The 19514-nt window shown below is 48.9% G+C and carries 21 protein-coding genes and 1 pseudogene; 9 read left to right on the forward strand and 13 right to left on the reverse strand.

Translation table 11 applies throughout. From position 1 onward, the window contains the following. Positions 1-2 precede the first annotated feature (2 nt). Entirely contained in the window at positions 3-1439 is a 1437-nt protein-coding gene (locus Q0Y46_RS04750) for a flavodoxin (RefSeq protein ID WP_297945482.1), read from the reverse strand. Beyond that, positions 1439-2641: a carboxymuconolactone decarboxylase family protein gene (locus Q0Y46_RS04755; RefSeq protein ID WP_297945484.1), complete on the reverse strand. Its 1203-nt coding sequence runs from the start codon at positions 2639-2641 to the stop codon at positions 1439-1441. Before Q0Y46_RS04755 ends, Q0Y46_RS04750 begins: the two co-directional genes overlap by 1 nt. 285 nt (positions 2642-2926) lie before the next feature. Here Q0Y46_RS04755 and Q0Y46_RS04760 point away from each other — a divergent pair, with 285 nt between their 5' ends. Both Q0Y46_RS04760 and Q0Y46_RS04765 read left to right on the forward strand, forming a co-directional pair. Continuing rightward, the gene (locus Q0Y46_RS04760; protein WP_173319863.1) at positions 2927-3094 is read left to right on the forward strand and encodes a hypothetical protein; all 168 of its coding nucleotides are present in this window, start codon (positions 2927-2929) and stop codon (positions 3092-3094) included. Between the two features lie 27 nt (positions 3095-3121). Further along, positions 3122-3517, forward strand: coding sequence for a hypothetical protein (locus Q0Y46_RS04765; protein WP_297945486.1), 396 nt, complete (start codon positions 3122-3124; stop codon positions 3515-3517). Positions 3518-3526: 9 nt separating this feature from the next. Here Q0Y46_RS04765 and Q0Y46_RS04770 read toward each other — a convergent pair whose 3' ends face one another. Continuing rightward, positions 3527-4039, reverse strand: a complete 513-nt coding sequence (locus Q0Y46_RS04770; RefSeq protein WP_297945488.1) for a flavodoxin — start codon at positions 4037-4039, stop codon at positions 3527-3529. Positions 4040-4503: 464 nt separating this feature from the next. On the opposite strand from Q0Y46_RS04770, the gene Q0Y46_RS04775 reads away from it, so the two are divergent. The 3 genes from Q0Y46_RS04775 (at position 4504) to Q0Y46_RS04785 (ending at position 6899) form a co-directional block, all read left to right on the forward strand. Next, positions 4504-4668 (forward strand): hypothetical protein, encoded by a 165-nt coding sequence (locus Q0Y46_RS04775; RefSeq protein WP_297945490.1) that lies wholly within the window; start codon positions 4504-4506, stop codon positions 4666-4668. A 148-nt stretch (positions 4669-4816) separates the two neighbouring features. Beyond that, entirely contained in the window at positions 4817-6034 is a 1218-nt protein-coding gene (locus Q0Y46_RS04780; protein ID WP_297945492.1) for an ATP-binding protein, read from the forward strand. Positions 6035-6095: 61 nt separating this feature from the next. Beyond that, positions 6096-6899: a LysR family transcriptional regulator gene (locus Q0Y46_RS04785; protein WP_297945494.1), complete on the forward strand. Its 804-nt coding sequence runs from the start codon at positions 6096-6098 to the stop codon at positions 6897-6899. A gap of 25 nt (positions 6900-6924) precedes the next feature. Here the strand turns inward: Q0Y46_RS04785 and Q0Y46_RS04790 are convergent, their stop codons facing one another. From Q0Y46_RS04790 to Q0Y46_RS04805, 4 genes are all read right to left on the reverse strand, one after another. Beyond that, positions 6925-7257 carry a putative quinol monooxygenase gene (locus tag Q0Y46_RS04790; protein WP_072980505.1) on the reverse strand — a complete coding sequence of 111 codons (333 nt, stop codon included), beginning with the start codon at positions 7255-7257 and terminating at the stop codon, positions 6925-6927. 171 nt (positions 7258-7428) lie between these two features. After that, the gene (locus Q0Y46_RS04795) at positions 7429-8319 is read right to left on the reverse strand and encodes a phosphatase PAP2 family protein (protein ID WP_297945496.1); all 891 of its coding nucleotides are present in this window, start codon (positions 8317-8319) and stop codon (positions 7429-7431) included. Positions 8320-8444: 125 nt separating this feature from the next. Further along, complete coding sequence (locus Q0Y46_RS04800; protein ID WP_297945498.1) at positions 8445-8870, reverse strand: ORF6N domain-containing protein; 426 nt, start codon at positions 8868-8870, stop codon at positions 8445-8447. A gap of 10 nt (positions 8871-8880) precedes the next feature. Continuing rightward, positions 8881-9837: an ORF6N domain-containing protein gene (locus Q0Y46_RS04805; protein WP_297945500.1), complete on the reverse strand. Its 957-nt coding sequence runs from the start codon at positions 9835-9837 to the stop codon at positions 8881-8883. Between the two features lie 864 nt (positions 9838-10701). Between Q0Y46_RS04805 and dcm the strand changes: the two genes are divergently transcribed. The 3 genes from dcm to Q0Y46_RS04820 all read left to right on the forward strand — a co-directional run bounded on the left by dcm (position 10702) and on the right by Q0Y46_RS04820 (position 14942). After that, the gene (gene dcm, locus Q0Y46_RS04810; protein WP_297945502.1) at positions 10702-11760 is read left to right on the forward strand and encodes a DNA (cytosine-5-)-methyltransferase; all 1059 of its coding nucleotides are present in this window, start codon (positions 10702-10704) and stop codon (positions 11758-11760) included. 560 nt (positions 11761-12320) lie between these two features. Then, positions 12321-13511 (forward strand): AAA family ATPase, encoded by a 1191-nt coding sequence (locus Q0Y46_RS04815; protein ID WP_297945504.1) that lies wholly within the window; start codon positions 12321-12323, stop codon positions 13509-13511. Then, the gene (locus Q0Y46_RS04820; RefSeq protein ID WP_297945506.1) at positions 13512-14942 is read left to right on the forward strand and encodes an LlaJI family restriction endonuclease; all 1431 of its coding nucleotides are present in this window, start codon (positions 13512-13514) and stop codon (positions 14940-14942) included. On the opposite strand, the gene Q0Y46_RS04825 is transcribed toward Q0Y46_RS04820, so the two are convergent. Beyond that, entirely contained in the window at positions 14943-15251 is a 309-nt protein-coding gene (locus Q0Y46_RS04825) for an RNA 2'-phosphotransferase (RefSeq protein ID WP_366522476.1), read from the reverse strand. A gap of 58 nt (positions 15252-15309) precedes the next feature. Between Q0Y46_RS04825 and Q0Y46_RS04830 the strand changes: the two genes are divergently transcribed. Further along, positions 15310-15774 (forward strand): GNAT family N-acetyltransferase, encoded by a 465-nt coding sequence (locus tag Q0Y46_RS04830; protein ID WP_297945508.1) that lies wholly within the window; start codon positions 15310-15312, stop codon positions 15772-15774. Positions 15775-15790: 16 nt separating this feature from the next. Here the strand turns inward: Q0Y46_RS04830 and Q0Y46_RS04835 are convergent, their stop codons facing one another. The 5 genes and pseudogenes from Q0Y46_RS04835 to Q0Y46_RS04855 all read right to left on the reverse strand — a co-directional run bounded on the left by Q0Y46_RS04835 (position 15791) and on the right by Q0Y46_RS04855 (position 19432). Continuing rightward, a complete protein-coding gene (locus Q0Y46_RS04835; RefSeq protein ID WP_297945510.1) occupies positions 15791-16690 on the reverse strand; it encodes a hypothetical protein in 900 nt (299 codons plus the stop codon). After that, positions 16659-17480, reverse strand: coding sequence for a protein-ADP-ribose hydrolase (locus tag Q0Y46_RS04840; protein WP_366522474.1), 822 nt, complete (start codon positions 17478-17480; stop codon positions 16659-16661). Before Q0Y46_RS04840 ends, Q0Y46_RS04835 begins: the two co-directional genes overlap by 32 nt. A gap of 31 nt (positions 17481-17511) precedes the next feature. Further along, positions 17512-17928 (reverse strand): annotated as a pseudogene (locus Q0Y46_RS04845) (Rrf2 family transcriptional regulator); the annotation flags it as partial. A 46-nt stretch (positions 17929-17974) separates the two neighbouring features. After that, entirely contained in the window at positions 17975-18772 is a 798-nt protein-coding gene (locus tag Q0Y46_RS04850) for a hypothetical protein (protein WP_297945514.1), read from the reverse strand. Positions 18773-18934: 162 nt separating this feature from the next. Then, entirely contained in the window at positions 18935-19432 is a 498-nt protein-coding gene (locus tag Q0Y46_RS04855; protein WP_297945516.1) for a cyclophilin-like fold protein, read from the reverse strand. Between the last annotated feature and the right edge of the window lie 82 nt (positions 19433-19514).

Genomic DNA, 19514 nt, shown 5'->3' on the forward strand with positions numbered 1-19514 from the left:
CATTATTTCGTCTTCACGCCGTTTTTCTCGAGCCACTTGGCCACATCTTTCGAGAGGCTCGAACCGCCGGAGTAATGTACCGAAAGGCCTTCGCCGATTTTTGCGTTGGGCGCGAGTTTCGCTATCGCGGTGATGCTCTGGCCAAATCGCCCGCCGCCGTGGGAGCAGAACGGCAGAATCCGCTTGCCCGTAAAGTCGTAACTTTCGAGCAAAGTCGCGATAGGCATCGGGATACTCGCCCACCAGTTGGGGTAACCGATGATAATCGTTTCGTAATCGGCCCACTTCTTTGCGTCAGGCTTTTTCTTGAGGGCCGGGCGCGCCTGTTTGTGCTGGTCGTTCTGCGCCTGCTTCAAGACGGTGTTGTAGTCGTCGGAATAGGGCTTCACGAGTTCAAGTTCCACCATGTCGAAACCGGTCTGTTTCTTGATTTCGCGGGCGACACCACGGGTATTCCCGCTCCAGGAATAGAAAACAATCAGCGCACGGGATCCGCTTTTCGGGTTCGACGCCGCTTGCGTCTTTTCGCCCTTAAAGCCCGCCGCTTCCTGGGTCACAAATGTTCCCTTGACGCCTGCACCCGCATTCATAGCAAGCCGGAGCCCCACATTGTAACTCTTGCTGGATTGCTGCATGGCTCCGCGATAGGCGCTGCGGAGGTTCTTGCCGAAATCGTTCCAGCCGCCACCGCGATGCACGCGCCTTGTGCCCGAAGGTTTGCCCGCCGGATCAACCGTCACGCTTGTCGAGCCCGCAGAAACACCGTAATCGCCGTAAAAGTCAAAGCACCATTCGCCCACATTCCCGTAAATGTCATAAAGCCCGAAGGGATTGGGCTTGAATTTGCCCACGGGGAGCGTGTTCCCGCGATAAACGCCGGGGCGGGTTTCCAGAACCTCGTCGTTGAAATAGTTCTGCTCGATTTGATACGGATAATGCCCGTAAAAATTCACGTCGTCTGCACCGGGAGCCTTCTTTGTGTAGAATGGCGTGGTCGTGCCGCCTCGGGCCGCGTATTCCCATTCCGCTTCGGTAGGGAGCCTGTAGCCATTCGCCTCACGATTCCAGCTAACCGCATCGCCTTCGATAGCGTAAACGGGAGTGCGTCCGTCGCGTTCGCTTAACTTGTTGCAAAAACGAGCCGCTTCGAGCCACGTGATGTTTTCGACGGGCAAGTCATCACCCTTGAAACTGGAGGGATTTTCGCCCATCACTTCGCGGTAAAGCTTTTGCGTCACCTCGTATTTGCCCAAGTAAAAATCGGAGACTTTCACCTTGTGCAGCGTCTCGTCGTTGACGCGCCAGTCCTCGTTTGCGGGACTTCCCATGTTGAAAGTCCCGCCCTTGATAAGCACGAAGCCGTCGGGTGCAGGTGCCGCCGCAAAAGTTCCTACCGTCATAAGGCCAATAAATGCGCAAGCGAGAATTCTGGCAAACATTATTTCAACTTCCCGTAGTCTTCGTCGCTCACGGGCTCAAGCCATTCATTGCTTCCGCCTTCGCCGGGAACTTCGATTGCCAAATGCTGGAACCAGGAATCCGGAGCAGCCCCATGCCAATGCTTGACACCAGCCGGAATATTCACCACGTCGCCGGGCTTCAATTCCACCGCCGGCTTGCCCCATTCCTGATAGTAGCCGCGGCCCGCTGTAGCAATGAGAATCTGCCCACCGCCCTTCTTTGCATGATGGATATGCCAGTTGTTGCGACATGCCGGTTCAAAAGTCACATTCCCGACCCCCACCTGTTCCTTGCTGATCATGTCGAGATAGCTCTTGCCCACGAAATACTTGGCGTAGGCGTCGTTCGGCTTGCCCACCGGGAACACGCTCCAGTCCTTGCCTGGCATGTTTTTTGCGACCGTTGCGACCTTCGTCTCAGCCACCGCTTCCTTGAGCAGTCGCAGCGCGTTCAGCGTGCGCGGGTAACCGCAATACGGCAAGCAGTTGTAAATCGCCTGTTCCACGTAATCGGTCGTGCGAATCTTGAGGTTCGCGCCGATATGCGCCTTGAGCTGCGGCTCCGTTCCCAAGTTCACGAGAATCGCCATCGTCAAAAGTTCGCGGGTATTCAGGTCAAGCCCCTTGCGGGTGTAGTAATCGCCAAAGCAGTTGCTCGCAAGGAAGTAGTTGATAGTCGGCATACCGCTCTTGCCGTTCTTCGCCATGTCGCGGAAAGTCTGGCCGAACAGCGTTCCCTGCGCGTCGGCACCCGCCTCCAAGCGGGACTGCGCCGTCACCGTCGCACGGTTTTCGTCCACCTTCACGTTCTTCGCCTTGAACACGCTGCGGGCAATTTCAACCGCATCCACCGTCCGCGGGAACCCGGTGTAGGGGGCACACTGGTAAATCGCCTCGAGAATCTCTTCGGGAGCAAGCCCCTGCGCAAGCGCCGTCGCCACTTCTTCTTGCAAAAGAGCGCCCGACTGCTGCGTCACAAGCGACACCAGGCGAATCAACTCCACCTCGCGCTTTTCCACAAGCGGAGTCGTCGTCGGAACCTCGTTCTGCGTGAAGTTGTCCATCACGGCACGCAGTTCCTTGTCTTGCGAAAGCGCCTTAGCCTCGCCCTGCGGGCAGCAATCACACGCGGCAAGCACCGCACCCATACCAAGCATCGTCATAATCGTCCCTAGTTTCATGGTTTATTCCTTTTTTTCTACGCCTTTAATATAAATAAATGCGCAAACCCCGCAAAATACCATTTTTTCATGCTCAGTATGCGTGAAACGCATAGTGAAAACGACAAAATTCCGTTTCTTTTCCATTTTGTCATTTTATGACACTCTAAAAATATATTTTTGCTCTTGCATGGTCAAAAGGCTTCATTTTCCTCAAATAAGCCAATTGACTCAAGTTTCACCACTTGCACCAGCACGAGGAAAAATGTATATTGACTATAGTTCAATTCAACAATGGAGGTCATCATGGCACTAGCAATCGCATCAGTACCGATACTGACCGGCGAAGCGTCGGACAGGTTTGACCTCATGATGGAAGAAAGCGAAAAGCGTCGCGGTTCCATCGATTTCTCCAAGCAGATTGAACAGGCCAGGGACATTCTCTCCAAGGCCGATTTTAGAGAATTTAAGTAATGAACTTTCTCCAACAGAATTGCCGCTTTGGGTTCTACACTCAAGGCAAGGCCGCCCTATGCAAATATTGAGAAGAACATCCCCCGCGAAAAGATATACAGCAGTTATCCGGCAGTCATGATCGGTCGTCTCGGAATTAGCCAAAATTTCCAAAGCAAGCATTTGGGAAGCGACGTCCTGAGTTTTATAAAGGCTTGGTTCGTTGATCCGCTTAACAAGATCGGTTGCCGTTTTTTGCTGGTAGATTCCTACAACAAGGAACGAAACCTCAAATTCTATCAGAACAATGAGTTCAAATTCTTGTTCAGCACTGAAGAACAAGAACGCGAATTCCGGGGACTCGCAACAGAGAAGCCATTAAACAGTCGCCTGATGTATTTCGACTTGATTGAATTAAAGAAAAGGAACAGCAATCCTAAGTAAGGCGCAAGCCTACTTCACCCACTTGTCGACTTCTTTCTGGGCTTTGTCGCGTTCGTTCTGGGCCACGTGTCCGTAGATGGCAAGGCCGGGGGTCACATTCGCGCCGGTCACCTTCTTGAGGCGCTGCACACCCGAGAGGCCGCTGCCTTCGTGGGTCACGAACGGGTGAATCGTCTTGCCCTTCAGGTTATACTTCTCGAAGAAAGTGAACATGGGCATGGGCATTTCGCCCCACCACACCGGGTAACCGACGTAAATCTCGTCGAATTCTTCGGGGTTCACGTTCACCGGCTTGATGGCCGGGCGTGCGTCCTGCGCAAGTTCCTTCTTGGCCACGTTAATGCAGTCGTCGTATTTCTTGGGGTATTCCTTCGCGGGCTCCACATGCAAAAGCGTGCCGCCCGTCTTTTTCGCAATCATCTCGGCAATGATTTCAGTATTGCCCTTGGAAATGTTCCCGACGGTGTAGTTTTCATCGGCACGGGAATAGTAAACGACGAGGATTTTCTTTTCTGCTGCCATAGAGACTCCTAGAAGAAGTGATAAAAGAATCAAGGTGATTTTTTTCATGGAATCCGCCTTTTTTGTTAAAAATTTCTTGAACCGGTTGAGTATAATATAAATAAATCTAGAACGGCCGCGTAATGCGTAATTTTTATGCCCACTATGCGTGTGATGCATAGCGGAAGTAACCATCTGCTCTTGAAAAAAACAAATAATCCATTTTCGGGCTAAAATTCCATTTGAACAGGCGCAAAATTTGCGACCGTTGGAAAGCCCTTAAATTCTTCATTTAGGGAGTTGTTGATATGCTTGAAATTGCGAGTCTTTTCTGCTCATTGCAAATATACAATCTCGCAATGTCATATTATGACATTTTCAAAAAAAATGTAAAACTATGCCTTCAAAGCATATCTTTTATGCGAAATAAGTATTTTGATTTATGGCGGGATTTGGTTATTTTTAGGGCATGAGGTGGTTCAAGCGTGCAGAATAGCAAAGGGGCGGCCCCAACGGTCAAGTTGAATTCGGGTTTCGACATGCCGGTTCTCGGGCTTGGCACTTGGACTTTGCGCGGCAAGGTGGCTGAAGACGCTGTCTATGTCGCCATCAAGAACGGGTATCGATTGATTGATACGGCAAAATATTAAGACATCGACGACTCAGACACCGCTACGAGAACTGGTGAAAATCGTCAAGATTTTAGTCAAACTGGATAAAAAAGTACATTTTTTATCCAATACAGTACATTTATTGAATAAAAAAAGCTATTTTTATGGGTAAAGGACGGTTCATCCTATGAAGATAGCCATACAAAACCAGCGCAAGGAACGGGACAGACTTCTCGGTCTGCCGTATATCCCCCGTCAAACCATATACGACTTTGACGAATTGCTGAAAAGCCCAAACATCAAGCTTTTGACGGGGCCGAGGCGTGTCGGAAAATCCACCCAGGCCCTTTTGATGTTGCGAGGCAAGAACTTCGCCTACCTGAATTTTGACGATAACGAACTATTGAACAAGTGGGACGAACAGCAGGCCGAACAGCTGCTCAGCGAAATCTATCCGAATTACGAGTACCTGCTACTGGACGAAGTGCAGAACATTGACGATTGGGATGTCTGGGTAAATAAACTTTATCGACGTGGCGTGAATTTGGTCATAACCGGCAGTAACGCCAAAATGCTTTCTGGCGAAATGGCAACCGTACTAACTGGCCGCTACCTTGAAATCAACATGCTGCCATTTAGCCTTGCCGAAGCATCGCAGTTTGCTAGCCGCTTGGGTAATGCGGAAAAAATACAAGACGACTTCTTGAAAAACGGCGGTTATCCGGAGACTTTTACTCAAAGGTCTATTACCCAGAGTTATTTACAGACCCTTTTCGATTCCATTCTGTACAAGGATATTGTCAGAAGACATAAGATCAGAAACGCAACTGACTTGAACAATGTAGCCATGTTTCTTTTGTCCAATTTCACGGGAACATTTAGCTACAACGACGTGGCCGATGACCTTGGGCTCTCTAGCGTCACCACAACAAAAAAGTTCATGGATTACTTGCACGAGCCGTTTCTGTTTTATTATCTGGACAGGTATAACAACAAACTAAAGTTGATGAAAAAAGCGCCCCGCAAGGTGTATGTGGTTGATAACGGTTTTGTTGCATCGAAGGCTTTCAATTTGAGCGAAAATCTCGGGAAATTGCTGGAAAACCAGGTCTTTGTGGAGTTGCTCCATCGCGGGTATGACACCGAAAAGACTTTGTTCTATTACCATTCCCGAAACGACAAGGAAACCGACTTTGTACTTCGTGAAGGCAACAAGGTCAAGGAACTTATCCAGGTTTGCTACGACATGTCCAAAGAAAAGACTATAAAGCGGGAAGTGGACAGCATCGTCGAATGTGCGGGAGAACTAGGCTGCGACAACCTGACTATTGTGACATGGAACGAGGAAAGGACTATCGAAAAGAAAGGCTACACAATCAAGATTGTGCCTGTGGGTAAGTTTTAAACGTCCACTATTCACTTGACGCATAGCGGATTTATTATATTCTCCCCAAAAGGGGCTTTTTATGTTTGTCGAGACCTACATTTTACGATTGCTGGCCGGGTTCCTGGAATACGGGACGCTTTCTGCCGTTGCGGACAAGCTCTACACTTCGCAGCCGGCGGTGAGCCGCGCGTTCAAGAAGCTGGAAGACGAAATCGGTGCTCCGCTCTTCGAGCGCAAAAAGAACCGCATCGAGCTGAACGAGAAGGGACGCACGGTCGCCGAATACGCGAAGCGCATCATGGATTTGCAGGGCGAAATGCTGGAAAAGGTAAGCCCGCAGGGGGCCATGCGCATGTTCTCTATCGCGTCGGTGGCCATTCTCCCTGCCATGCGGATGGTGCAGGAACTGCAGGAAAAATACCCCGGCGCGCAGGTCACTTACGAGATTATCGACAACGAGTCGGGCGTGCTGAAGGCGCTGAACGAAGGCACTGCGGACATCGGCATCACGCTTAGGGCCCCACGCGCAAAGAAATACCGCGCCGAAAAATACATGCAGGAGCGGCTCTCGATTGCGCTCCCCAAAAAGCACCCGCTTGCGAAGCGCAAGTCCATCCGGCTCCGGGAACTCAAGGGCGAAACCATCATCCAGCGCAGCAACGTAGGGTTCTGGGAGCAGGTCAAGCGCAAGAAGATTCCCGACGTCACCTTCATCAAACACGACAGCACGAAGGGCATTTCAAAGCTCATCGAGCAGTCTTCGCTGTTGACGTTCGTTTCGGACCAGAAGTTTGATTACGAAATTCCCAAGGACCGCAAGATTGTACCGCTCGCTGACCGCGAAATGAACGTGGAATTTTTCAAGGTGAAGTTAATGAAATAGCGCGCGGGCGTTGCATTTTCGCGACTCACTTCCTGATGAACTTTTCGTCGGTCTTGGGCATGGTGTTGTCGGGCGTGTAGCGTTCGACAGTCATTTTCAAGTCGTACTTGTCGCGGAGCTTCGCAATCGTCTTCATCATGGGCGAAGCATGGTGCACGTCGATGGCCGCCTGGCTTTCCCACGCGTCAATCAACAAGATGGTTTCGGGATCGTCCAGCGACTGGAAATATTCGTAGCGGATGTTGCCCTTCTCGGCACGGATTTTCGCCACCGTTCCGCTAGAAACCATCTCTTCGGCGAACTTCTTTGCCGCCCCGTTCTTACCCGTATAGCGCAGGTTTACCGTAATGTTGCTCATGGCACTCTCCGCAAAAACGCTCGCAGCGAGCGCAAGGATTGAAAATAGTGTTAAAAATTTGAGTTTCATTTTGCCACTCCGAAATGTTTCATATGTAATATAAATATTTTCGGAGTATGCGCAAAATGCTTAATTTTCATGCTCAGTATGCGCATGACGCATAGCGAAAACTTAAATTCTCACGCTGAGCACGGCGCCTTTGGTGTCGTCGTAAAATAGCGGGGCGATGGTAACCTTGGGCGGGGTCAGCTTTTCGCCGACTTTTTCCTTGTAGAACACGCTGCCGATGTACCAGCCGATGGAGGCTCCCATCAGGGTGCCCGCGACGGCGTCGGAAAACCAGTGGGCCTCCCCTTTTGCGCCGAGCACCATGCTTGTCGCGATATAGCCCGCATACAGGGCGCAGCCCGCCACGACGAGGGGCTTGTCGCGGTTGTAGCTTGCGATGCTCATGGCCATAGCCGCGTTGGTCATGGAATGTCCCGAGGGCCAGCCGTAAAAGACGCCGCGCCTAAAAAATCCCCATTTGAAATCGCGGGAACGCTCGCCACTGTTGAGTTCTGCGTCAGGGTGCTCGCGTGCCGAAATCGCCTTGAGGATGTTGTTGTAGAGGAAAGCCACGGCGGTAGCCTGCACGGCGACGGCACCGGTGTTGTTCAGCGCGCGGTTGTCGCTGATAAAGTACATGTAGCCCGGAACAAGAATCGGGAAAAATGTCCCCATCATCATGCCGGGAGTGAACGCAATGCCGTAAACAAGTTGATCCTGACGTGCCGCAAAACGGGCCACCATCAGGTCGTTATTTTCCATTGAGAACTTGTACGTGAGCGCACCGCCGAGCATGTGGAATCCGAGCGGCCAGCCGAACGCACTCAGCAACATGTTATGGCCCAGATGGTCGAGCGGGGAAAGCTTTTGTGCGGCATCGACATTCGCCGAGGTTACTGCAGAATCCACGGTTGTTGAATCAATCGAAGGCGTTTCGGCATGAGCGAAACTTGCAAATGCCGCGAGCAGCACAAGCACCAATATCTTTTTAAATGTCGCTAACGATTGTTTCATATATCCATATAAAATATACAAACACTCTAGATTCATTTTTTTTTGCTATTTTGACAAAATTTTACCCGTTCCGCAAGGATTTCAAAAGTTGTTCCGTCGGCCTTGCTGATTGCGCCGAATTTCATCTATCGCTTAACACGCTTTACGGAATGTTTTATCTTGCCTATGATAAAGTTCAGTTCCAGCGAGGATTCTGTTTCCGTTGTTTCTAAATCCGGCATAACGATGTTTGTGAGAATCTCTCCGAAATGCTGCATTTTCGAATGCTTTTCCTCCTTGTCGCCTTCTTTATGCAACTCCACAAGTTCTCTCTTGAGTTCTCGAACAGCCGCAAAAGTCTCGATGATGGCGAAAGTTGTGTTAATCGCCGTCTTGCTTTTTAAGATTGTCGCAAGCATATAGAGGCCTTTTTCTGTGAAAGCGTAGGGTAAAGATCTGCTTTTGGCCGAATAATTTGTGGACGAAATTTTCGTCCGCAAAATTTCAACTTCGTCCTTTGACAATTTTGAGGAAAATCCCCCCCCCCGCAGAAACCTAATCTGCGTTGTCACCTTGTAACGCCTAGCTTTCTTTTTCTGCCTGAATCTTCTGCGATTCCTTCAGCACTTCGTCCAACGTAAAATCTTCTTGAGTAAAGAAGAAGGTGTTCTTGCCCAAATCCTTGAGCGAAGCCCCGAAGTGGTAGGCCGTATCGTCTATGAACAAGAATCGGTCGTGCATCCCGTAACTAGGCAGAACTTGCATCGGGCTATCGGGATATTGTTCGTTGTAAGTGGCTAGGTCCATTTCAAGGACTTTGCTTTTGTCATAGGTGTAGATTGTCACGGAAACGCCTTTTTCCCGCTTGAGCATCATGGCCAACGTTTTTTCAGTCACGTACCTGTCGACAAGTACGATTCTTTTCTTTGCCTGACGAATCAGGTCGCAGACAAATACATAGGCATCGAACTCCTGGTTGTTGTAAAATAAACCCTTGGATTTGAGCTCGCCACGGTCCATTGCCTCGAAAAGTTCGTCAAATTTACGGTCATGGTCAAACAAATGCTCGTCATGACCGGTCAAGCGGCTGTCCTGTTCCAAATCCTTTGCTTCTACATTTGAAAGACGGTTGATAAGACCGCCGTTACCCATCATAAGGTGACGCAATTGCACGAAAGCGTCCATTATAGCGAGAGACACCTTAATTGCCGTTTTGGTACGCAAAACAGCTGAAAGCATTGCCACTCCTTGCTCAGTAAAGGCAAACGGCATCTTACGCAAGCCCATTTTCTCAGAATTGGACATCACAATTTGTGATTTCCAATTTGAAAATTCCAGCTCTGTCAACTGAAAACAATTCCTTTCCGGGAACCTTTCCATATTTCGCTTGACGGCCTGATTTATGGCCCTCGTTTCTACCCCATAAAGCGTTGCTAGATCGCGATCAAGCAACACCTGCTTGTCACGAATGACCAGAATCATCTTTTCTACGCCTGATTCCTCCAGTAGGTTCGGAATCGCAATCTCTTTTTCATTCATCTTCTACTCCAATCCGCCTACAAGCAAAAAAAAGGCGGGGTAAAGTGTTCTTGATGCAAATATACATTCCTCGTATGTCACATTATGACAATCGGCGAAAATCGCGAAAATTTTGGGAATTTTGAGGAAAATTGACCCCTGCAGGCGGTTGAAATCTGCGTTTTTACGCTTTTTTCTTGCCTTCCGGGCGTGGCGTCACCTTTTGACAGCGGAATAATCTATATTTTGAATGAAAATAGAGTTTTTGCTCTTGTTCTCCTCTTGAAAACTAGACACTTTCACGAACAAGGAGAATAAGGCGAACGCTCACGTCTGCGACCGGCGTATGCCAGCCGCATCGTTTTGCTACATGGTCTATTGTTTTATAGCAGTTTGCCTGTATGCAAACGGCCTTTTGGGGCGTGAGTTGTTTGCGCTTATTTTGTTCGGGCAGTCTAGGCCTTCAAGAGGTAAGTGCATTCAACTCCACGCCTTTTTTGTATCCAGAAAATGCTTGGAAGAGTCTGCAAGAACGAGGGTGAACGCTCGTTGAGTATCGCTCTTGTTCTTCTCTTGAAAACTAGACACTTTCACGAACAGAAAGAATAAGACAATAACTCGCCTTCGCCTGTGGGTTGCATGGGCGTAGTGTACCCTGGGCGTATTGTACGCTTAGGGTGGTGTGCCTTTGTAAGGTCCCTGAGCATGTTGAAGGGCCGAACAATTGCACATGTTGCGAGCTATTGTATTCTTTTGAAAATGTCGCGCTTTTAGGCGAGGAGTGAGTCGGCTCCCCGCCGTTCTTTTTGCCTGCACCCCGGCCAAGCGAATCGGCCAGAACCGCTCCCGCGAGAGTGAACTCGTTCACTTTCAAAATGGAGCGATATGGCCCAGACTCGACAGAAGAAGAATGTACTCAGGGTTTTTGAAGGCTTTGCTGGTTATGGCGGAGCATCCTTTGGATTGAAAAGAGCAAAAAAAGCTTTGACGAATTTTGATTACACTGTTGTTGGTTATTCAGAGTTCGATAAATACGCTTCGAAGTTATTTGACGCGAATCATCGTGATGCGAAAGGAAACCCTATAAAGAATTGGGGCGATATCACACAGATTGACCCTAATGAATTGCCTGATTTTGATTTGTTTACAGGCGGTTTTCCTTGCCAGCCCTTCTCTTCCGCAGGAATGCAATTGGGAACCGAAGATCCCTATGGTCGAGGGGCAATGCTTGGACATATCATTCGAATATGTCGAGTAAAAAAGCCGAAGTACATCCTTTTAGAAAATGTTAAAGGCTTTACTTCTGGAAAGTTTAAGCCCATCCACGATCAACTTGTAAAAGACTTGATTGAAATGGGATATGGCACGACGGAAGAAAACACATTGGCAAAGGTTGTTCTGAACTCGAAGGATTATGGGGTTCCGCAAAATAGAGAGCGCCTTTGGATGTTCGCTCGATTAGGTGGATTACCGGAAAACTTTGAAATAAAGCCTCCAGAAATCCAAAGTGATTTGAAAATGGCAGATTTCTTGGACAACTCCCCTGAAAAATTTCTTTATCTGTCAGATGAACAAATTGCTCATTTGAAGGAGAAACATCATATTGATTCTTTTGTCGTAAAAACGCCGTTGTGTTTTGACGTGTATAACAAGAAAATCAAAAAAGATGGCTACAGCATAACAATCACCCAGCCGGAACATAATAGTCTTCGTGTTATTGAGCCGCCTAAGAAATCTGGTAAAGATAAGGGCAAGGAAATTGTTCGAAAGATGTCTGTTCATGAGCAATTCCGTTTAATGGGGTTTGACATATCTCGCGATAAAAAGAAATGCGAAATCAACTTTGACAATCAATCGTATTCACAATTATCCAAAAGAGCCGGAAATGGCTGGGATGTGAATGTCGTCGGAATTCTTTTAGCTCATATATGGAGGCAACTATGAGACTTGACCAAGGATCTTTGATTTTTACTCCACAAAATGGAGAATGTCCTTCATGGGAAACTGCTCTTGGTCAATCACGAGAGCCTAGAGATGATATGCCTCCGTATTATTTCAAAGCGGAAGGTTATGAGAATATGTTAAAGGGAATGTACTTTAATTCAGTCCCTTTGGCTAAAACATCTTGCATTTTAGGCAAGAAGAAATTATTCGTCACTGCAAGCGAATCGTATTTAAATCCCGAATATCAGGAAATACAATTAGCATCAAAATTTGATAATGTTATTGTTCATTTTCAAAACAATGCCAAAATTTTTCGGAATACTCCAATCATTCTATTGTTAACAAAAATACAAGACGTTAACAAATCTCACTACAGGAGACGATCAATCAAATATTCTCCTCATACAACTTATGATACAATAAAAAACCAAGAATCCTTTGAAGAAATTCAAAGACATTATCAAGAACGTTTGATGTGTTATGGCTTTTTCATCGAGCATTTTGACACTCTTCATTTATATTGTGTGAGCGTTGATGATAATAGTTATACTTATTCTAATTTGAGCTTACCTCAAACGGAATGGACAGATTGGGCTGATTGGGAATTAAAAGAACGCGAAAAAATTCAAAATGAGACACCTATTATCTCATCAGAAAAGGATAATCAAGAAAAGGAAAACAATGTTTCTTTCGCCCCCACCCAAATCATCTACTACGGTGTTCCGGGCTGTGGCAAGAGCTACGAAGTAAACAAGGTCATCAACGCCGAATTGGACAAATACGGCGTCACGGACAAGGAATATCATAAGGTTCGCTGTGTGTTCCATCCAGAATATTGCAATGCGGATTTCGTGGGGCAGATTTATCCTTACGTAAAGCCGGATAACGGCGGTGTTGAGTATCGCTTTAAACCGGGTCCGTTTGCGGAAATCGTGCGCAGGGCATATCGCAATCCCGCAGAGCCGTTCTTCTTGGTTATCGAGGAAATCAACCGCGGCAATGCGGCCGCCATTTTTGGCGAAATGTTCCAGTTACTGGACCGTATACGCCCGGAAGACGGCCCTGAAGAACTCTCGGGTAACGTCTATGACACAGGTTGGAGTTCTTATGGAGTTACAAACATTGATGTGAACGCGTATGTTCGCCAGAAAAGTACGGATAATCCGGAAAAGATTGAATACGACGATTCCGTCCCGTACGGTAACGAAATAAAGTTTATCAACAATACTGCTGTGCGCTTGCCGCCGAATCTTTCTATTTACGCAACGATGAACACAAATGACCAAAACGTGTTCACGATGGATAATGCGTTCCAGCGCCGTTTCAAGTCAAAGATGATTCGAAATGTTTTGGACGAAAAATCCGCCCAGTACAAGACCGAAATTGACGATACAGGCGTTTACTGGGGTGATTTCCGTAAATGGATAAACGAGAAGATTCTCTTGCCACAGACGGCTGTTTTGAAGGCTGATGACAAGTGTCTGGGCGGTTGGTTTATCACCGGTGAAAAGATTAACGGTGTAGATAAAATCAAGAAAGAAGACTTCGCGGAAAAGGTTCTCAAGTATCTGTGGGACGACGTTTTCAAGCGCAATAAGTCTGGCGAGATTTTCGTCAAGGACGACAAAGTCAACTCGCTTTCGGATTTGATAGACGCTTTTGAAACGTCCGTCGGATTTGAGTCCTTTGAAAAGATTTTCAAGATGAATGACGTGGATAAGGCAAAGTTGCAAAAGCAGGCGAATACCTAAATGACAGCACTTGCACAACATATCGCAGAACCCGCACAAAAGGCTTTCACGTCTTTTGCGGATTTTTGCGTGTATGATGCCTGGTATTCAAGTGACGAAAAGAAGGATAAATCGTTTGTCGGGATAAGGATTGAAGACAATCAACCTAAGATCTATTTCCCGATGGGGTATCGTGCGTCTAAGCCTCCTGAAGATATTTGCAAGCGGGATTTCTACCAGCTTATTGCTGTATTGAACGATAAATCCCTGCAAAGCTATTTCTCCGAAGAAGACTTGAAAAAATCCCAACTGGATTTCCCGTTCTACGCGTATCTTTCGGTATTGCAATACTATCTTGATTTCGGCTACTTTGTGGAATCCGAAACGATTTACAAGAAGGGTTTCTCCGGCAAAATCAGCTGGCCGCGAACAATTAAAAGAATTAAGCCGCAGGTCGTCAAAGACGAAGAAGGTCACGATCAGGTTGTATATCTGAACTTGATTACGCGCAAGACGAGTTACCGTGAAGACAACCTGATTACGCTCGTCCACAAGTTTTGCGTCAAGGAATCTGCTCAGCTGATAGGCCCGCTTTACGGTGTTTCAGAAAAAGAAGTCGAAGAACCGGAACTTTTGTTCGATTATGAACTGTTTGCAGAAGTGATTCAGGATAAAATCGCAGCGACATTCAACGATAAACACCTGGAACTTTTCCATGCGATGCTGAAAATGGTCCGCTATTTAGGAAACAAGGAAAATCGTGGCGAAGATGGTAGCGAAAACGAGCCGTTGTTTGGCGTAAACACCTTCGCCCCTGTGTGGGAAGCGATGGTGGATAAAATTTTCGGGAAGTTGCCGCAGGGGGTCACCAAGGATAAATTTAATCCTCACTGTGAATGGGATCTGAGTTCTGGAGCCCGCGGATACGAAAATCCCAATTATGCAATGCGTCCCGATACGATTATGTGGGATCAGGAAGGCAATCGTCTTTATGTTCTGGATGCCAAATACTACAAGTTTGGCATGACTGGTTCTGCGGCAGATTTGCCTTCATCTGGTTCAATCTGCAAGCAAATTGCTTATGCGGAATATGTGGAAACACATTGGAAAACGATTTTAGGAGTGGATTCTATCGCTACGCCTTCGGCTTCGCTCCAGAATGACACTCTGCCAAAGCCTATTTACAATGCGTTCCTACTGCCGTATTCTTTTGATGCCGACAACTCTCAATTACCGCCGGACGACGGCTTTGAAACGCGTCCTTGCAAGATGCGCTTTATAGGCCACTGTCATGGGAACTGGAAGAATCTTGATGCAAGGCCAGGTGAAGACGATTATCGTCCTTACCACCGGATTGCAGGAATTTTGCTGGATGTAAGGTCCGTGATGGAGAACTATGGTGCGTTTGGTGAGGCACAAAAGACGTTGGCAGAACTTCTTCCTATCAAATAATTACACCGTAATACATTCCTTCGGCACCCTGTTGCAAAGCCAAACCTTGTCATTTCCGATATAGAACTGGATGCCCGCCTTTTGTGCGGCTTCCGTATCTATGTTCAAGATGACCGGCTCCGAATCGCGTCTTTTGCCGACACGGGTCGCGGTTTCAACATCTATGGAAAGGTGAACATATTGCCGTTGCATCGGCTTTAATCCATCCTGAAGGATTTGCAGCAAGGCCCTGTGCGTTGTTCCGTGGTATAGAACGGCAGGAGGAATTCCTGGCTCCTTCTTTATAATCTGCGGAACCGTGTGACCAATAGCAAAATTACGGCTAGAATTATGGGTTTTACGGTTCGGAAATTTTTATATTGTCAGCATGAAAATCGTCCCTTACAACCCAAAGTACCGCAAAGACTTTGTCGAAATGAACCTGGCGTGGATTTCATCCATGTTCAAGGTGGAACCCGAAGACGAGCGCGAACTTTCAAGTGTCGAGACAGCCATCGCGGCAGGTGCGGAAATCTTTTTCGCCGTTGACGACAGCGACAACCTAATGGCATGCTGCATGGTCGCCCCACGCAGTGCAGGGGAATGGGAAATTATGAAATTCGCCGCCAAGGGCATGTACACGGGAACCGGTGCGGGCAGCGCTTGCCTCAAGGCCTGCATCGAGTACGCCCGCGAAAAACAGGCGAAAAACATCGTTCTCGTTACCAACCGCAAGTGTACACACGCAATTCACTTATATGAAAAATTCGGCTTTGCGGAAATCCCCGTCGACAAGGAAAAATTCCCCTACGATCGCGGCGACATCTCCTTTGAAATGAAATTATTCGAGTGATTCGTCAAATCCTTCATCAAAGAAGTTTCGCCACCACCTCGCCGATATCGCCGTCGACGCATAACGAGCGGGGCCCGATGTCGTCGGGAGCGTAGGCCTGTCCGTAGTTGATGCAGGCGTAGGTGGCGTTCGAATTCAATGCGGTCATTTGCCAGAACGGGTACTTGATGATTCCGGGAGTGTTCATGCCTACGCCCAGTTCCAGGAACAACACGTTTCCGCCGCGCATGGCGTTACATCTGTCGAGAAATTCGCGGTAACGTTTTGCAGCACGATGCCAGCCGTCGTCTTCTACGAAGGTGGAATCAGAGCGCAGGTTCATGGACATGGGGCGGCCGCAAATGGGGCACCTGGGCAACAGTTCCGCAGGGACGGTCATGGCGGCGAACAAGCCCGTCTCTTTTGAAAATCCCTGGGCGTCGAACATGGCACGAATCTGCTTTTCGTTGTCGTAGGTGCAGGGGTGGCACGGCTTGCTGCATTGGAAAAGCCCGTAATCGCCCTGGGTGTAAAAGAGCCGTTCCTTGTCAAAGCCCGCCTTTTGGAAACAATGGTCCACGTTGGTGGTAAGGACAAAGTAATCCTTATCCCGTAGGATTTTCAGGAGATTTTCGTAGACGGGTTTCGGGGCGGCCATGTAGCGGTTTATCGTGACATAGCGGCTCCAGAAGGCCCACATTTCTTCGGGTGTGCCGTAAGGAAAAAAGCCGCCGGAATACATGTCCGAAAAGCCGTACTTTACAGAAAAGTCAGCGAAGTACTTGACAAAGCGTTCCCCGGAATAGGTAAATCCCGCCGATGTCGAAAGTCCAGCGCCCGCGCCCACGACGACGGCATCCGCCCTTGCCAGCGCCTCTTTCAGTCTCGACACTTCGGCAGAAAAATCATCCGTTGAACTTTTCGAAAATCCGCGCATAGATAGCCTCGTCCTTTTCGCTGAAAACGTTAAAGACAACCTTCATGGGGCTTTGTGTACGGCGCTTCCATTCCAGCACCGTATCCACCGCAATTTGGGCGGCACGTTCCGGCGGAAAACGGAATACACCTGTAGAAATACAGCAGAAGGCGATAGATTCCACACCGTTCCGGGCCGCAACTTCGAGACAGTTCCTGTAGCACGATTCCAGCAACTCGCAGTCCCGTTCCGTAAGGCCGTCGCCCACGATTGGCCCCACCGTGTGCAGCACGTATTTGCAGGGCAGGTTGTAGGCCGGCGTGATTTTTGCCTGTCCTGTGGGTTCGGGGTGTCCTTGCCGTTTCATCAGGGCGTCGCAAGCGCTACGGAGGCGGACCCCCGCGAAGGTATGGATGCAATTGTCGATACAGCTGTGGCAAGGCTGCCAGCAACCCGTCATGCCGCTGTTGGCCGCATTCACGATTGCATCCACCCTGAGGGTGGTGATGTCGCCGCGCCACAGGAACAAGGAATCGCCAAACAGGTCGGGCGCACCCGCACTGAACCGCCTGCCAACACTTTCGATGTCCGCGACATCCGTTATTCCGCGGTCACGGATGGATTCCTGCAGGTATTCGTCCTGAATCCTGTAGAATTCATCGCTTGCGGGGGCGGCCTCCCGCACGTTCATCAAGGAACGCAACAGGATTTTCTGTCCTTCGGCGTCCGCGGGGATGGTCGTGCCACTGTACCTGGGACTTTCCGCCAGTAGATACTTTATCAGGAATAGTCTGCGCTCTGCTTGGTTCATGTTTCCTCCCGGATGACTCAGGGGCGGTCTTGAGTTGTGCGGCGAGGCCCTTCAGGGTCGTCTTCTCCAGTTCCATTTCCAGCGCCGTCTGCGCCGAATTCAGGGCCGGGTCCAACAGGCGATGGATGTTCCTGCCTACGGGGCACAGCGGATTCGGTTCCGGGTGGAAACTGAAGACGATCCGTTCCTCGTCGTTATCGTTGATGGCCTTGTAGACATCCAGGAGCGTTATCTTGTCGGCAGGACGCGCAAGGTGAGAGCCCCCTACGCCAGGAGCCGTCTCAACCAGGCCCGCCTTTTGCAACTGCAAAAGAACCTTGCGGATGATGACCGCATTCACGCCGGTGCTGCCCGATATGAATTCCGAGGTCACCCGTTCCACACCCTCGAAGAAGTGGATGCAAAGCAAGGTGTGGACCGCTGCCGTAAAACGAACGCTGACTTTCATAATCCACAATTTAACAATTGTTGCCTGCGTTCACACGCACCTTGGTCTATTTGTAGAACATTCCCGCCGTCATGTCCAGGTAATTTTCGCCGGAGTAGTTCGTAAATTCCTGCTTCATGGCGCTCTTGAATGCCGCCGGGTTCACGTTCTTGAGGGCGATATTCTTCATCACCTTCAGGTACTGGATTTTTGCACGTGCATCTTCCAGATTTTCCACCGTATAGTGTGACGTGAGAATCAGGGAAATTCCGCGGTCGATGTAATCCGTGAGCTGCGCGATGATGGCATCGGCGTGCTTGCTCCCTGCCACGATGGAATGGACGTCGTGGCCCATCATGTGGGTGTAGACAACGTTGATTTCGGGAAATTCGATATCGAATGCCTCCTGGGTCGCGACAATGCGCATGTCGATGCCCGCGAGATTCAAAGTCTCGCCTTCGATAAAGTCTGTCGTCGCGTAAATGGAGCTGTCAAAAGCATCGCCAAAAGCCGCCGTGAAATTCTTGACCAGGGCCGCACCTCCCCCGTTATGGTTGTAATCGTCGGCATGGCGGGTGCTGTACACGGGAGCCCCCTTCATGAAGGTCGCGCCCGCGCCATGGTAGGCAATCACCGTGCCCACGAATTCTACCGAAAGGACCTTGATGTAGGCTTCCAGTTCCCTAATGTTGTCGAAGAAACAGGGGGCTTCGACCATGAACATCTTGCCGCCCTTTTCCAGCAAGAAACACTCGTCGGTTATCAGGTCGTTTGTCTTGTAGGCATGCAGCTTGACCGCGCCGAAATCGTAGACTTCCACGACGCCCTTGCCAAGTTTTACGGTCTTGAAGTTGTTCTTTTCCATTTTGAGTCTCCTTGGGCCATGCCCTTTTTTTATTTTTCTGTTGTTCTTTAATTATTACAACACAAAATATATCCAATTGCCGTTGTAATGTCAATAGAACAACTAGAAATTTAAAGTAAAAATTTGATTACAAAAACAAGGGTTAGTTAGAGCTTTCGCTGTTTATTCCACCGAAAATGTCGCCTTCACGTTCCCTTTGCCGAGGATCTGCTGGAGGCGTTTCTTGTTCACGTTGTCGATGCGGGCGAGGCGCGTGAAGTTCCAGGAATTCTTGTCGTAGTAGATGGTGATGGAATTGCCCTGGTAAAGGATGATGTCGCCTGCGTCGGTGTCGATTTGCTTATCGTTGCGCGGGAAACTGCGCGGCAGGTCGGCCACCTTCTCGAAACTGCCGTAGTCGTGCATGTCGAGCGTCATATCGCCCTGCGCGAGGAATTCGGCGAAGGCCTTGGCCGAGGAATTTTCTTCGAGCGTTGCCGTGAAGGTGGTGTCGTTCACATGGATCTTGAGTTTCACGGGAGCCTCCGTTTGGGCAGATGAATTGGCGGATGATTTCGGCGTCTGAGCTTCGGATTGCGTCGGTTTGACAAACGACGCCGCGTCAGAAGAGCAAGCTGCGAACAGCAAAAGAGTGGCGATGAATGCGAAAAGTTTTTTCATAAACATGATCCTCTTTTAGATCCTTCGGCTGCGTACCTGCGGCACTTCGCTCAGGATGACACAATACAGGAGATCCCCGCCT

It is taken from the genome of uncultured Fibrobacter sp. (assembly GCF_947305105.1).
Lineage (GTDB): Bacteria > Fibrobacterota > Fibrobacteria > Fibrobacterales > Fibrobacteraceae > Fibrobacter.

Excerpts from the sequence above, each read along its gene's own strand:
- Q0Y46_RS04850 (WP_297945514.1), bottom strand. The coding sequence starts at position 18,772 with ATGGAAAAGAACAACTTCAAGACCGTAAAACTTGGCAAGGGCGTCGTG.
- Q0Y46_RS04780 (WP_297945492.1), top strand. The coding sequence starts at position 4,817 with ATGAAGATAGCCATACAAAACCAGCGCAAGGAACGGGACAGACTTCTC.
- Q0Y46_RS04785 (WP_297945494.1), top strand. The coding sequence starts at position 6,096 with ATGTTTGTCGAGACCTACATTTTACGATTGCTGGCCGGGTTCCTGGAA.
- dcm (WP_297945502.1), top strand. The coding sequence starts at position 10,702 with ATGGCCCAGACTCGACAGAAGAAGAATGTACTCAGGGTTTTTGAAGGC.
- Q0Y46_RS04805 (WP_297945500.1), bottom strand. The coding sequence starts at position 9,837 with ATGAATGAAAAAGAGATTGCGATTCCGAACCTACTGGAGGAATCAGGC.
- Q0Y46_RS04750 (WP_297945482.1), bottom strand. The coding sequence starts at position 1,439 with ATGTTTGCCAGAATTCTCGCTTGCGCATTTATTGGCCTTATGACGGTA.
- Q0Y46_RS04830 (WP_297945508.1), top strand. The coding sequence starts at position 15,310 with ATGAAAATCGTCCCTTACAACCCAAAGTACCGCAAAGACTTTGTCGAA.
- Q0Y46_RS04790 (WP_072980505.1), bottom strand. The coding sequence starts at position 7,257 with ATGAGCAACATTACGGTAAACCTGCGCTATACGGGTAAGAACGGGGCG.
- Q0Y46_RS04760 (WP_173319863.1), top strand. The coding sequence starts at position 2,927 with ATGGCACTAGCAATCGCATCAGTACCGATACTGACCGGCGAAGCGTCG.
- Q0Y46_RS04820 (WP_297945506.1), top strand. The coding sequence starts at position 13,512 with ATGACAGCACTTGCACAACATATCGCAGAACCCGCACAAAAGGCTTTC.
- Q0Y46_RS04840 (WP_366522474.1), bottom strand. The coding sequence starts at position 17,480 with ATGAACCAAGCAGAGCGCAGACTATTCCTGATAAAGTATCTACTGGCG.
- Q0Y46_RS04855 (WP_297945516.1), bottom strand. The coding sequence starts at position 19,432 with ATGAAAAAACTTTTCGCATTCATCGCCACTCTTTTGCTGTTCGCAGCT.
- Q0Y46_RS04835 (WP_297945510.1), bottom strand. The coding sequence starts at position 16,690 with ATGCGCGGATTTTCGAAAAGTTCAACGGATGATTTTTCTGCCGAAGTG.
- Q0Y46_RS04770 (WP_297945488.1), bottom strand. The coding sequence starts at position 4,039 with ATGGCAGCAGAAAAGAAAATCCTCGTCGTTTACTATTCCCGTGCCGAT.
- Q0Y46_RS04755 (WP_297945484.1), bottom strand. The coding sequence starts at position 2,641 with ATGAAACTAGGGACGATTATGACGATGCTTGGTATGGGTGCGGTGCTT.
- Q0Y46_RS04795 (WP_297945496.1), bottom strand. The coding sequence starts at position 8,319 with ATGAAACAATCGTTAGCGACATTTAAAAAGATATTGGTGCTTGTGCTG.